Origin of the sequence: Gracilibacillus timonensis (genome assembly GCF_900086715.1) — a bacterium.
Taxonomy (GTDB): domain Bacteria; phylum Bacillota; class Bacilli; order Bacillales; family Amphibacillaceae; genus Gracilibacillus; species Gracilibacillus timonensis.
Genome location: NZ_FLKH01000009.1, coordinates 341,033 through 354,498 on the forward strand (window position 1 = coordinate 341,033; position 13,466 = coordinate 354,498).

Below are 13,466 nucleotides of genomic sequence, written 5' to 3' on the forward strand. Positions count from 1 at the left end.
AGGTAATTGTATCTTCCATTGGTATCTTCTTTGTAGCGTTGTCGAATAACGTACGTTTAAGTCAAAACATACAAATGCGCGTTTCTTCAAAGTCTTATTGCTTGGGTATCGATACTTTCGGGAAAAACCATAGAATGATAAACGTAAGCGTACCAATTAAAAACAAGCCTAGATATACCGTATGTAGTGCATAAGATAGCCCATCTTGCATTAATGTCAAGGTATCCGACGAAATGGTGTCTTGGAGATCCTGATTTAATAAGGCATCCGTATTGGGCATATCCACATCTACAGCCTGTTGTTGATAGAAATGCTGTAGCCTGAGATTTAAGAGCCCGCCAAGTAAAGAGGCGCCGACCGCACTACCGATAACCCGCATAAACATATTTAAGGAGGTGGCTGCTCCTCGCTCTTGCCAGGATACACTGTTTTGGATGGCTACGATAAATGTTGTTGACGTGAGCCCCATGCCGACGCCTACTACTAATGAGCTAACACCTGCATAGATCGGTCCTTTATCGGCATCCAGTAAGAAAAAGAGCAATGTACCAATAAACAAGGCGATACCACCTATAAATGCTGTTTGTTTAAAACCAATTCGTAATACCAAGTGCCCTGCAATGGTGGCAGATATCGGCCAACCTACCGATAAAGTACTCAGCGTAAATCCTGCAACAATCGCTGATTCTCCCATCACCCCTTGTACAAAGGTGGGGAGAAAGCTGGATAATCCTAAAACAATCATACCGGAAAGTAAAGTAGCTACGTTGGCAATGACCATGAGTTTATTTTTCCAAAGGTGCAAGGGCATCATTGGTGCTGTGGATTTACGTTCTTGCCATATGAACAGAACGATACCAATAATAAATAATCCAAGCAAGCCTAGGGTCTCTAGAGACATCCATGCCCAATTAGTTCCGGCTTGCACAAAAACAATAACTAACGAGGAAATGGCGATAAAGAAAAGGCTGGTGCCAAGATAGTCAACCTTTTTCTTCTCCTTATTTACATCTTCGTGGAAGAATATCATCACTCCTGCCAAGCCAATTAAACCAAGCGGGATGTTAATCCAGAAGATCCAAGCCCAATGTATAAATTGAACAATAAATCCACCTAGAAGTGGGCCGACAACGGAAGAAATTCCCCAGACACTAGCTAGGTATCCTTGCACCTTAGCTCGTTCTTCGGCATTATACATATCTCCTACCATGGTGGTTACGATAGGTTGGATGGCACCTGCCCCCAATCCTTGGATAAGACGGAAAATAATCAGGGCAGTCATCGTATGAGCAAGTCCACATAATAAGGAACCGATAAGAAAAATCCCTACACCAATAACAAAAATCGGTTTTCGTCCAAATAAATCGGCTAGTTTTCCATATACCATCGTAGTTACCGCTTGCATTAATAGAAAGCTAGAAAAAACCCAGCTATATAATGAGAATCCACCTAAGTCGGAAACGATATTTGGCATGGCTGTAGCGATAATGGTTCCCTCAATGGCTGCCATAAACATGGAGAGTACCAAGGCGATTAATACGAGCGGTCGTTTTGTTTGTTTATCTACCATCATTTATTCGTCCTTTGCTGCAACTATTTGTATGTAATCTTCTCGTCTAAATTAGCGAGTATATATGATTGTTGGAACTTCCCTTTATTGTAGCAGATTCTCTTTTGGTTTGTCAGAAATAAGCTTTTTTCTGATGGCGCATGGTTAATCTACATAAAATAAGAAAGCGTTTTGGTTTCGAACCGGTTTTGATCTTTAAATAAGTGGATAGAGGAAGCTGCCACTCATATTGTTTACTTTGATTTAACTTAATGGAAACTCTAGCTTAAGATCTGTGAAAAAAAACGGTGCTTTTCATCTACAAACAGCAAGTATCTGTGCTAGAATAATAAAAAGGAAATGAGACATAGGGGGGATGAATGATGGCATTAATTACTTGTAATTTCTTTTCTGATGTATTAAATCTTAGTACAACCATGACGGTTATTCTGCCGGAAGAAACATCCAATCAAATCGGTCAAAAAAATCGACGCATGGATGGTAAGCTTCCTGTCTTGTATTTATTACACGGTTTTAGTGATGACCATACGATCTGGTCAAGGAGAACCTCGATCGAACGATATGCAGCATCATATGGTATAGCGGTGATCATGCCACAAGTGGATCATAGCTTTTATTTGGATATGAGTTATGGAAAAAAATATTGGACATTTATCGCAGAGGAATTACCCCAAAAAGCCCGATCATTTTTTCCGCTATCTGATAAACGAGAAGATAATTTTGTAGCCGGATTATCGATGGGTGGATATGGTGCATGGTTATGGGCATTGCGTCATCCAGATCGTTTTGCCGCCGCAGCTAGTTTATCCGGTGTGATGGATATTGCGACCCATTACCGCCAAGTGAAAGGTGAAAGTAACCCAGTCGCCAATGCTCTTTATCATATTTTTGCTGGTGAGGATTTAACAGATACCGATGTTGATCTTTTTTATCTGCTGCAAATGTTGAAGGAAGATAAACAAAGGATTCCAAAGTTATTCCAAGCTTGTGGAACAGAGGATTTTCTCTGGGATAGTAATAAGCGCATGTATCAATTTGCTATGGAATTAGATGTGCCGATTACAGAATCATTTAGTGCTGGAGAACATGAATGGGGCTATTGGGATACAGTGATTCAGGAAGTATTGGAATGGCTTCCAATCCAGAATAATCCAGCTAGTCGCAAAAAGCATTGAGCAAGGTTTGATTATGATAAAATCCCCCTTTTCCTGCCTAAAGAAATGGCAGAAGAAGGGGGATAAACTTAACCGTTTACTACGTCGGCGACGATTTGGTAGGATTGTTTTCTTGCTTCATGATCATAAATTTGTGAATTAATAATCACTTCATCTGCCGCAGTTTCTTCAAGGAACTGGGCAAGTTTCTCGGCGACAGCTGTCTTATCACCAATAATGGTAGACTTACTATTCACATTTTTTTCAACAGAAGCCTTTTCATATATGCTCCATTCTTGGTCAATATCATCGATTGGCGGCATTAATTGAGAAGGTGCGCCTCGTACCATCGAAAGAAATTGCTGTTGTTGTGAGGTGGCTAACCATTTGGCCTTTTCATTTGTCTCGGCTGCAATAATATTGACACCCACCATGGCATACGGCTGATTTAAGTGCTCGGAAGGTTGAAATCGATCACGATATAGGCTTAAAGCAGGTACCGTATAATCTGGAGAAAAGTGACTGGCAAAAGAAAAAGGCAGTCCTTTTTCAGCCGCTAATCGGGCACTGAAATCACTAGAGCCTAGTAGCCAGATTGGTACATTTGCTCCTTTGCCGGGAACGGCCTTGACACGCGCATCTCCTGCAAAATAGGATTCTAATTCTTCTACTTGATTAGGAAAGTCTTCTGGACTACTGTTTAGTGTCCGACGTAAGGCAAAGGCAGTTGCTTGATCACTTCCCGGTGCTCGTCCTAAGCCAAGGTCGATTCGATCAGGGTATAAGGCGTCTAACGTACCAAACTGCTCGGCGATAACGAGTGGTGCGTGATTCGGCAACATGATGCCCCCAGATCCAACGCGAATAGATTGGGTATGGCTGGCTACATGGCTAATCAACAAGGAAGTGGCAGAACTAGCAATACCGGGCATGTTATGGTGTTCGGCCAACCAATAGCGGTGATAACCAAGCTGTTCTGTGTGTTGAGCTAAGTCAGCACTGTTATTTAAAGAAGTACGGATGTCTTGTTGATAAAGAATCGGTGCTAAATCTAAAACAGAAAAGTTTACATTGGAAAATGTGGTTGACAAGTATATCACTCCTTAAGGTAATCTAATATGTAGGAAATGATACGCTGAAGGAGTGGAAAGGTCTAATAATTTGCTTAGGGGGAAGTATATGCGAAGAAAGCGAGTGTATCAATTACCAAGCAAACAAGATGGTTTTCGGATTTTGGTGGATCGTCTTTGGCCAAGAGGAGTGTCCAAGGAAAAGGCACAAATCGATGTATGGTTAAAAGAGATTGGCCCGTCCCCGGCATTGCGGAAATGGTTTGCCCATGATCCGACGAAGTTTGCCATGTTTAGGCAGAAATATATGCAAGAATTAAAAGAAGATCAGGATAAAGCAACAGCGCTGGAGTCGTTAAGAGAATATCGAAATAAATATGGTGATAACCTGACATTGGTGTATGGGGCTAAGGATGAAGTGTATAACCATGTTGTCATTTTAGAAGAATTAATCCAATAAAAAAAGCTTATGCAACTGCATAAGCTTTTTTACAAAAGCGCTAATTAGTTTTTCACTACGTTAGCAGCTTGTGGTCCACGGTTACCTTCTTCGATATCGAAAGTTACGCTTTGACCTTCTTCAAGTGTTTTAAAGCCTTCGCCTTGGATAGCAGAGAAGTGTACGAATACGTCGTCTTGTCCTTCAACTTCGATGAATCCAAAACCTTTGTCTGCGTTAAACCATTTTACTGTACCTTGTACCATATTTCTTTTCCTCCTAGTGTGAAACTTTCACACAAATGTATTACTATTCTTGCTCTTGCCCCAAAACGAACACTTTACGTTACATACTTGAAGGTGTCATCGAACAAAATAGCTAATTGCATTATAACAAGCATAGACAAAAAAAGCAACCCAAACTATGTAAATTCTTTTATTTCATGGTGATGAATTTCTTTACAGCATAGTTTTTTTATCTCGAATAACCATGCGTTTTCCTGTTCAGGCTAAGATGGCAGGGACTATTTTTTATATGGAAATAAAGCATAGAATCCTTGGTATAATAGGATTTGAAATGATGTTGACCTGGAATGAATCGTAATACCGATACGTTGGATAATGTAACGTAACGAGTCCAATTATGCCATATCGTAAAGTCATATTCTCTCCTTATCGGTAGTCAGCATTTTCTTTTGATTACATAAGTGGAATGAAATAATGTCTCATTGATCTGGTATGTGCTCTTGATCCATCCACACGAATGAATCAAACGAGGCATTATCAGAAAATCATGCGAGCAATGACTTGCTTGTCACACGTTTTTGTTACATTTATAAGTTCAACTTATATAGTAATAAAGGGCCAGATGGGGGTTGCTTGGTTTTTCTTATTACAGAAGTGCTGTAGTCCCATGTATTTTTATATGGTAAGCAAAGAAAATCCTATGAACATGGTCACGCTTTGATCTTGAACTGAATAAACAGGAAAAAATCAACTTTATTATGATTGACCATAACCACTTTGTAAATAGTATAGATATCACCGTATTAAAATTTTAAACTTGCATAGCTGTCAAATATTCAGTATGATGAAATGATGAAGATTTGTCTTATTTAGAAAAGGGGGATGTTGGTGAAAACCTCTATTTATTCATTAACACAACAACAATTGCAAGATTGGTTAATAGAACATGGTCAAAAGAAATTTCGCGCGCAACAAGTTTGGGATTGGTTATACAAAAAACGTGTGAACAGCTTCGATGAAATGCGGAATCTAAACAAAGACTGTCAATTAGTACTGGAAGAGAACTTTTACTTAGGAACGTTACAGCAGGAAATCAAACAAGAATCAAAAGATGGTACCATTAAATTCTTGTTTAAGTTAACTGATGGTAATTTGATTGAAACGGTTTTAATGAAATTTCCTTATGGCTACTCGGTATGCGTAACTACTCAAGTAGGCTGTAATATTGGGTGTTCCTTTTGTGCGAGTGGTATTCTCACTAAAGATCGCGACTTATCTGCTGGGGAAATCGTAGAGCAAATTGTCAATGTACAGAAACATTTGGACCAAAAAGAGAAACAAGAACGTGTTAGTCATATTGTAGTGATGGGTATCGGCGAACCATTTGATAATTATCAGAATACGATGAATTTCTTAAGAATTGTCAATGATCAAAACGGGCTTTCTATCGGTGCTCGTCATATTACGGTGTCAACAAGCGGATTGGCGAAACGAATTTATGATTTTGCGGATGAAAACATGCAAGTCAATTTGGCCTTATCCTTGCATGCACCAAATAATGAATTAAGAACACAAATTATGAAAATTAACCGAGCGTTCCCTCTTGAGAAACTAATGGATGCGATCGATTATTATCTGGAAAAAACCAATCGCCGGATTACCTTTGAATATATTTTATTAAAAGGAGTAAACGATCATAAACAAGAGGCGGAGCAACTTGTACAGTTATTAAAAAATAAGCGCCACTTGTCTTACGTGAATTTAATTCCTTATAACCCAGTGGATGAACACATTCAATATGATCGCAGTGAGAAACAGGCGATTTTGGATTTCTATCAAGTATTGCTTGAGAATGGAATAAATTGTGGCGTGCGTGTAGAGCACGGAACGGATATTGATGCGGCATGCGGACAGCTAAGAAGTAAGCAAATAAAGAAAGATAAACAAAAGGCATAGAGCCAAACTTCATGTAAGTAGATCCTGATCGAATGACATAACCATTATCAAAGCCTCCCTCATTTTCAATGATGAGTGGGGCTTTTTTTCGAAAAGTGGAGAGAACTTTCCATTCATCAAGTTAGAAAAATACGATAAAATCAATAACCCTGTTGTAATTTACATGTCTAGAAATAATGAAACTACAACAATAAGGGTAGTAACAATCTCCATTGCCTGTCTACAAAAGACCAAGTACATTTCTTTGCTTTTTGCATATGGTAAAACAAATAATAAATTGACAACACCCTTATTCATGATAAGATGGTATAAGCGCAATCGTTTGCGCATAAAAATAAATCAGTTACATAGGGGGCCAGACAATGCAGACACAGAAATGGTGGAAAGAGGCAGTAGCTTATCAAATATACCCAAGAAGTTTTATGGATGGGAATGGCGATGGAATCGGTGATATACCAGGGATCATAGCCAAACTTGATTATTTGCAAGATTTAGGAATTGATGTAGTGTGGATCAGCCCCATATATGAATCTCCTAATGACGACAACGGCTACGATATTAGTGATTACCAAGCAATCATGGGCGAGTTTGGCACGATGAAAGATTTTGATCGATTACTGGATGAAGTGCACAATCGTGGCATGAGGTTGATCATGGATCTTGTTATCAATCACACGTCTGATGAACACAAATGGTTTGTGGAATCTCGTTCAGCAAAGGATAATCCATATCGTGATTACTATATTTGGCGGCCAGGAAAGAGTGGAAAAGAACCGAACAACTGGGAGTCGATCTTCGGTGGGTCTGCTTGGGAATATGATGAACAGACTAATGAATACTATATGCATGTGTTCTCTCGAAAACAACCTGATTTAAATTGGGAGAACCCGGAAGTGCGTCATGAATTGTATGATATGGTCAATTGGTGGCTGGACAAAGGAATAGACGGGTTTCGAGTAGACGCCATTTCTCATATTAAGAAGACAGCAGGATTTCCTGATATGCCTAATCCCAAAAGTAAGAAGTATGTACCTTCTTTTGATGGTCATATGAATCAGCCAGGTATTGGCAAGTTTTTGGGAGAATTTGCGGAACAGACGATAAATCAATATGATATTATGACCGTTGGAGAAGCGAACGGCGTTAAGTTAGAAGAGGCAGAACAATGGGTTGGAGAAGACAAAGGCTATTTTGATATGATTTTTCAATTTGAACACCTCGATCTTTGGGATATAAGTGACAAAGGCGGATTGGATATAAAAACCTTGAAGGAAGTATTAACAAAATGGCAGAAAGGCTTGGAAGGTATAGGATGGAATGCTTTATTCTTAGAAAATCATGATCAGCCTCGTTCTGTTTCCACTTGGGGGAATGATTCCAACTATCGTGAGCGTTCAGCGAAAAGTTTGGGGTTAATGTACTTCTTCATGCAAGGGACCCCGTTTATTTATCAAGGTCAAGAGCTGGGAATGACGAATGTACAATTTGATTCGATTAACGATTATAACGATGTAGCAATTAAGAATAAATATCGACAAGAACAAAAGGAAGGAAGGTCTCACCAAGCCATCATGGCAGATATTTGGAAAGGCGGGCGTGATAACTCTCGTACACCAATGCAATGGGATGCCTCTGCAAATGCAGGATTTACCACTGGTAGTCCTTGGCTGAAAGTGAATCCAAATTATACGAACATTAACGTGGAGCAACAGCAGGAAGACCCAGACTCCATTCTTCACTTTTATAAAAAAATGATTCAACTTAGACAAGGAAATCAGCAATTCGTATACGGCACCTATGATTTAGTCGACGAAAAAAATCCACATGTATATGCTTATACAAGGAATTTAGTAGAACATGGCGCCTTAATCGTAGTCAATCTATTCGAAGAGGAAGCCAAACTGGAAATCCCAGAGGAAATTGTGAAAAAAGAACCTGTCTTAGCATTAGCTAATTTGGATCAAACAGAGTTAACTAATACATTATCTCTACAGCCTTATCAAGCCTGTGTATATATATGGTGACGTCGCATCTCCCTTGACAAAAGTCAGACATTTCTATAAACTATCAGAAAGTAAATGCCAATCATAAACTAACGTTTAGCATACATGACGATGATGAGGAATAGTAATAAAGTTCACATGTGCAGAGAGATGACGGTCGGTGCAAGTCGTTCTTGTGTCTTTATGAACTCGCCTCAGATGTCACAAAGGTGAACACAATAAGTAGCCTTTGTCGTTTTCCGCGTTAAGGAACGGAAGTGGGTGTTTGTTTGAACACTAAAGTTGGGTGGTACCGCGGGAATCTCTCTCGTCCCATTACGGGATAAGGGAGATTTTTTTGTGTTCAGAACATAGGTTTGTTTGCGGCTTAATCTTAAGATGTTGAAGGAGGAGCATTCATGTCGTTCGATCATTTGAAAATAGAGAAAAAATGGCGGAACTATTGGTTGGAAAAGAAGACGTTTGCCACAAATACAAAGTCTGAGAAAGATAAATTTTATGCATTGGATATGTTTCCTTATCCTTCCGGGGCGGGATTACATGTAGGGCATCCAGAGGGTTATACGGCAACAGATATCTTGTCCAGGATGAAGAGAATGCAAGGATATGAGGTGTTACATCCAATTGGCTGGGATGCTTTTGGACTGCCTGCTGAGCAGTATGCCTTAGATACGGGGAATGACCCTGCTGAATTCACGAAGGAAAATATTCAAACGTTTCGTCGTCAAATCCAAGAGTTAGGTTTCTCTTATGACTGGGATCGAGAAATTAATACGACCGATCCAAATTACTATAAATGGACCCAATGGATTTTTCTCCAATTATATGAGAGAGGATTGGCCTATATAGATGAAGTGCCGGTAAATTGGTGCCCAGCTCTTGGTACTGTATTGGCAAATGAAGAAGTTATCGACGGGAAAAGTGAACGGGGTGGACATCCTGTAGAGCGGAAGCCAATGAAACAGTGGATGTTGAAAATCACCGCCTATGCTGATCGTTTGTTAGAAGATTTGGAAGAATTGGATTGGCCAGAAAGTATTAAAGATATGCAGCGTAATTGGATCGGCCGTTCAGAGGGGGCGGAGGTTACCTTTACGATTGATGGTCATTCTGAATCATTTGATGTATTCACTACTAGACCAGATACTTTGTTTGGGGCAACCTATGCCGTATTGGCTCCTGAGCATCCATTAGTTGACATCGTGGTAACACCTGGACAGCAACAGACGGTCGATGATTATTTAGAAAAAATAAAAACGAAAAGCGACCTAGAACGCACGGATTTAGCAAAAGAGAAGACCGGAGTATTCACTGGTGGATATGCCATTAATCCAATTAATGGAGAAAAACTGCCAATCTGGGTGGCTGATTATGTATTGATGACTTACGGATCCGGTGCGATTATGGCCGTTCCAGCACATGACGAACGAGACTATGAATTTGCTAAAGCTTTTCATTTGAACATTGTCCCTGTTTTAAAGGGTGGAAATATAGAGAATGAGGCTTACACAGGTGATGGACCACACATCAACTCTGACTTTTTAAATGGTCTTCACAAAGAAGAAGCAATTACAAAGGCGATTGAGTGGTTAGTAGAGAATAATGTTGGGGAAAAGAAAGTTACTTATCGATTACGTGACTGGTTGTTTAGCCGTCAACGGTATTGGGGTGAACCTATTCCCATTATTCATTGGGAGGATGGAACGATGTCAGCCGTTCCAGAAGATCAGCTGCCTTTAGTTCTTCCAGAAATCGATGAAATAAAGTCATCGGGTACGGGTGAATCTCCGTTAGCGAATGTGTCGGAATGGGTTGGTGTAGTCGATCCGGAAACAGGGAAGAAAGGGCGTCGTGAAACCAATACGATGCCGCAATGGGCAGGGAGCTGTTGGTATTTCTTGCGTTATGTAGACCCGCATAATACGGAACAGTTGGCTGATCCAGAATTGCTAAAAGACTGGTTGCCGATTGATGTATATATTGGCGGAGCAGAGCACGCTGTTTTACACCTTCTATATGCTCGTTTCTGGCATAAATTTTTATATGATATTGGTGTAGTATCTACGAAGGAACCGTTCCAAAAACTTTATAATCAAGGTATGATTTTAGGCGAAAACAATGAGAAAATGAGTAAGTCCAAAGGGAATGTTGTGAACCCTGATGAAATAGTTGAAACGCATGGAGCAGATACACTTAGACTATATGAAATGTTTATGGGACCTTTAGATGCGTCTGTTGCTTGGAGTACGAATGGCTTAGACGGTGCAAGACGTTTCTTAGATCGGGTATGGCGCTTGTTTATTACAGATGATGAGACGCTTTCTGAGAAAATGACGGATAGTAATGAACCATCTGCATTGGATAAAGTCTATCATGAAACGGTAAAAGTGGTGACACACAATTTTGAAGATTTACGATTTAATACCGGTATTTCTCAGATGATGGTGTTCATTAATGAAGCTTATAAAGCTGATCAGATTCCTCGTTTCTATGCAGAAGCCTTTGTTAAATTACTTTCACCGGTGGCACCGCATATTGCAGAAGAATTATGGGCTCGTTTAGGTTATACGGAAAGCCTTGCTTATGAAACGTGGCCAACGTATGATGAAGCGCAATTGGTAGAAGATGAAGTGGAAGTAGTTATTCAGGTGATGGGCAAGGTACGGGCAAAAATGATGATTGCCAAGGATGCTACCAAAGAAGAGATGGAAGAAAAAGCTCTATCAATAGATAGTATCAAAGAGCGTTTGGAAGGAAAAACAATCAGGAAAGTTATTGCTGTTCCTGGCAAATTAGTAAATATTGTAGCTAATTAATCTCAAACCAGCTGTCGCTCTTTGGCAGCTGGTTTTTATGTCACTTATAAAGGTGTTTTGGATGAGGACGGTGATCGTGATAGTGTCTAATTTGTTGTTTTGGTTGTTCAAACGAAAATCATGACTCGTGCTCTTTTTGTTATTCTAGATGGAAATGGGTAATCCCAGAAGTTATGGTTATGCTTTATGAAGTAATAAGGAAAGTGATGCGAAGTGGTGATTCTACCATTTAACGTATTTTACAAGAAGCTTCCATTCTTATGAAATGTGAAGGGGAGAGATAAAGCGGCTTTCGGCATGGAAGTGAGAAGTCACCACTTCAAGTTGTCAGAAATGAATGGTAAGTAATTTACTAGTTGACATACCCAAACAAAACATGTAGTATTGTAAAGGTTGGCATTGATTTTGATTATATTAAATTCTTGTTGACATAATCTATTTAATTTGGTATAATCTTTTTACTGTCTTACTTAAAGAATAAATAGGCAGAATTCATTGATCATTGAAAACTGAACAAAACAACCAGTATGTGTAAGAAGAAAAGCAAAAAGCTAGCTTGTCAAAAGCGAGCACAAGTACAAACTATATTGAGAGTTTGATCTTGGCTCAGGACGAACGCTGGCGGCGTGCCTAATACATGCAAGTCGAGCGCGGGAAGGCAGCGGAACTCTTCGGAGGGAAGGTGCTGGAACGAGCGGCGGACGGGTGAGTAACACGTGGGCAACCTGCCTGTAAGACGGGGATAACTCCGGGAAACCGGAGCTAATACCCGATACCCCCTTATTTTCACCTGAAGAGAAGGGAAAAGATGGCCTCCGGCTATCACTTACAGATGGGCCCGCGGCGCATTAGCTAGTTGGTAAGGTAATGGCTTACCAAGGCGACGATGCGTAGCCGACCTGAGAGGGTGATCGGCCACACTGGGACTGAGACACGGCCCAGACTCCTACGGGAGGCAGCAGTAGGGAATCTTCCGCAATGGACGAAAGTCTGACGGAGCAACGCCGCGTGAACGAAGAAGGTTTTCGGATCGTAAAGTTCTGTTGTTAGGGAAGAACAAGTACCGTTCGAATAGGGCGGTACCTTGACGGTACCTATCGAGGAAGCCCCGGCTAACTACGTGCCAGCAGCCGCGGTAATACGTAGGGGGCAAGCGTTGTCCGGAATTATTGGGCGTAAAGCGCGCGCAGGCGGTTCTTTAAGTCTGATGTGAAATCTTGTGGCTCAACCACAAGCGGTCATTGGAAACTGGGGAACTTGAGTACAGAAGAGGAGAGCGGAATTCCACGTGTAGCGGTGAAATGCGTAGAGATGTGGAGGAACACCAGTGGCGAAGGCGGCTCTCTGGTCTGTAACTGACGCTGAGGTGCGAAAGCGTGGGGAGCGAACAGGATTAGATACCCTGGTAGTCCACGCCGTAAACGATGAGTGCTAGGTGTTAGGGGGTTTCCGCCCCTTAGTGCTGCAGTTAACGCATTAAGCACTCCGCCTGGGGAGTACGGCCGCAAGGCTGAAACTCAAAAGAATTGACGGGGGCCCGCACAAGCGGTGGAGCATGTGGTTTAATTCGAAGCAACGCGAAGAACCTTACCAGGTCTTGACATCTTTGGATGTCTCTAGAGATAGGGAGTTCCCTTCGGGGACCAAATGACAGGTGGTGCATGGTTGTCGTCAGCTCGTGTCGTGAGATGTTGGGTTAAGTCCCGCAACGAGCGCAACCCTTAATCTTAGTTGCCAGCATTCAGTTGGGCACTCTAAGGTGACTGCCGGTGACAAACCGGAGGAAGGTGGGGATGACGTCAAATCATCATGCCCCTTATGACCTGGGCTACACACGTGCTACAATGGATGGTACAAAGGGCAGCGAAGCCGCAAGGTGAAGCCAATCCCATAAAACCATTCTCAGTTCGGATTGCAGGCTGCAACTCGCCTGCATGAAGCCGGAATCGCTAGTAATCGTGGATCAGCATGCCACGGTGAATACGTTCCCGGGCCTTGTACACACCGCCCGTCACACCACGAGAGTTGGCAACACCCGAAGTCGGTGGGGTAACCAATTGGAGCCAGCCGCCGAAGGTGGGGCCAATGATTGGGGTGAAGTCGTAACAAGGTAGCCGTATCGGAAGGTGCGGCTGGATCACCTCCTTTCTAAGGATAGAACGGAACACCTCTTACGAGGTGCCACATACTAGGTTGTTTGGTTCAGTTTTGAG

At 41.4% G+C, this 13,466-nt stretch carries 8 protein-coding genes, 1 rRNA gene and 1 other annotated feature; of the genes, 6 read left to right on the forward strand and 3 right to left on the reverse strand.

Annotated features, from left to right (window positions below; all coding sequences use genetic code 11):
• Positions 1-94: 94 nt before the first annotated feature.
• Positions 95-1,573, reverse strand: a complete 1,479-nt coding sequence (locus tag BN6556_RS03825; RefSeq protein ID WP_316245308.1) for an MDR family MFS transporter — start codon at positions 1,571-1,573, stop codon at positions 95-97.
• A 359-nt stretch (positions 1,574-1,932) separates the two neighbouring features.
• Between BN6556_RS03825 and BN6556_RS03830 the strand changes: the two genes are divergently transcribed.
• Positions 1,933-2,745, forward strand: coding sequence for an alpha/beta hydrolase (locus BN6556_RS03830; RefSeq protein ID WP_066187335.1), 813 nt, complete (start codon positions 1,933-1,935; stop codon positions 2,743-2,745).
• Positions 2,746-2,813: 68 nt separating this feature from the next.
• Here BN6556_RS03830 and BN6556_RS03835 read toward each other — a convergent pair whose 3' ends face one another.
• Positions 2,814-3,815, reverse strand: coding sequence for an LLM class flavin-dependent oxidoreductase (locus BN6556_RS03835; RefSeq protein ID WP_066187339.1), 1,002 nt, complete (start codon positions 3,813-3,815; stop codon positions 2,814-2,816).
• An 88-nt stretch (positions 3,816-3,903) separates the two neighbouring features.
• On the opposite strand from BN6556_RS03835, the gene BN6556_RS03840 reads away from it, so the two are divergent.
• A complete protein-coding gene (locus tag BN6556_RS03840; protein WP_066187341.1) occupies positions 3,904-4,254 on the forward strand; it encodes a DUF488 domain-containing protein in 351 nt (116 codons plus the stop codon).
• 44 nt (positions 4,255-4,298) lie between these two features.
• Here BN6556_RS03840 and BN6556_RS03845 read toward each other — a convergent pair whose 3' ends face one another.
• Positions 4,299-4,499, reverse strand: a complete 201-nt coding sequence (locus BN6556_RS03845; protein WP_018934369.1) for a cold-shock protein — start codon at positions 4,497-4,499, stop codon at positions 4,299-4,301.
• Positions 4,500-5,360: 861 nt separating this feature from the next.
• On the opposite strand from BN6556_RS03845, the gene rlmN reads away from it, so the two are divergent.
• The 4 genes from rlmN (at position 5,361) to BN6556_RS03865 (ending at position 13,401) form a co-directional block, all read left to right on the forward strand.
• Positions 5,361-6,434 carry a 23S rRNA (adenine(2503)-C(2))-methyltransferase RlmN gene (rlmN, locus tag BN6556_RS03850; protein ID WP_066187344.1) on the forward strand — a complete coding sequence of 358 codons (1,074 nt, stop codon included), beginning with the start codon at positions 5,361-5,363 and terminating at the stop codon, positions 6,432-6,434.
• Positions 6,435-6,796: 362 nt separating this feature from the next.
• Positions 6,797-8,458 carry a glycoside hydrolase family 13 protein gene (locus BN6556_RS03855; RefSeq protein ID WP_066187348.1) on the forward strand — a complete coding sequence of 554 codons (1,662 nt, stop codon included), beginning with the start codon at positions 6,797-6,799 and terminating at the stop codon, positions 8,456-8,458.
• Between the two features lie 81 nt (positions 8,459-8,539).
• Positions 8,540-8,755: a binding site (T-box leader), on the forward strand.
• A gap of 80 nt (positions 8,756-8,835) precedes the next feature.
• A complete protein-coding gene (gene leuS, locus BN6556_RS03860) occupies positions 8,836-11,253 on the forward strand; it encodes a leucine--tRNA ligase (RefSeq protein ID WP_066187349.1) in 2,418 nt (805 codons plus the stop codon).
• A gap of 583 nt (positions 11,254-11,836) precedes the next feature.
• Positions 11,837-13,401: ribosomal RNA gene (locus BN6556_RS03865) — 16S ribosomal RNA — on the forward strand.
• Positions 13,402-13,466: the final 65 nt, after the last annotated feature.

Bases quoted from the DNA above. Each gene is read 5' to 3' on its own strand.
- BN6556_RS03845 (WP_018934369.1), bottom strand. From the start codon at position 4,499: ATGGTACAAGGTACAGTAAAATGGTTTAACGCAGACAAAGGTTTTGGA.
- BN6556_RS03830 (WP_066187335.1), top strand. From the start codon at position 1,933: ATGGCATTAATTACTTGTAATTTCTTTTCTGATGTATTAAATCTTAGT.
- rlmN (WP_066187344.1), top strand. From the start codon at position 5,361: ATGTTGGTGAAAACCTCTATTTATTCATTAACACAACAACAATTGCAA.
- BN6556_RS03855 (WP_066187348.1), top strand. From the start codon at position 6,797: ATGCAGACACAGAAATGGTGGAAAGAGGCAGTAGCTTATCAAATATAC.
- leuS (WP_066187349.1), top strand. From the start codon at position 8,836: ATGTCGTTCGATCATTTGAAAATAGAGAAAAAATGGCGGAACTATTGG.
- BN6556_RS03825 (WP_316245308.1), bottom strand. From the start codon at position 1,573: ATGATGGTAGATAAACAAACAAAACGACCGCTCGTATTAATCGCCTTG.
- BN6556_RS03840 (WP_066187341.1), top strand. From the start codon at position 3,904: ATGCGAAGAAAGCGAGTGTATCAATTACCAAGCAAACAAGATGGTTTT.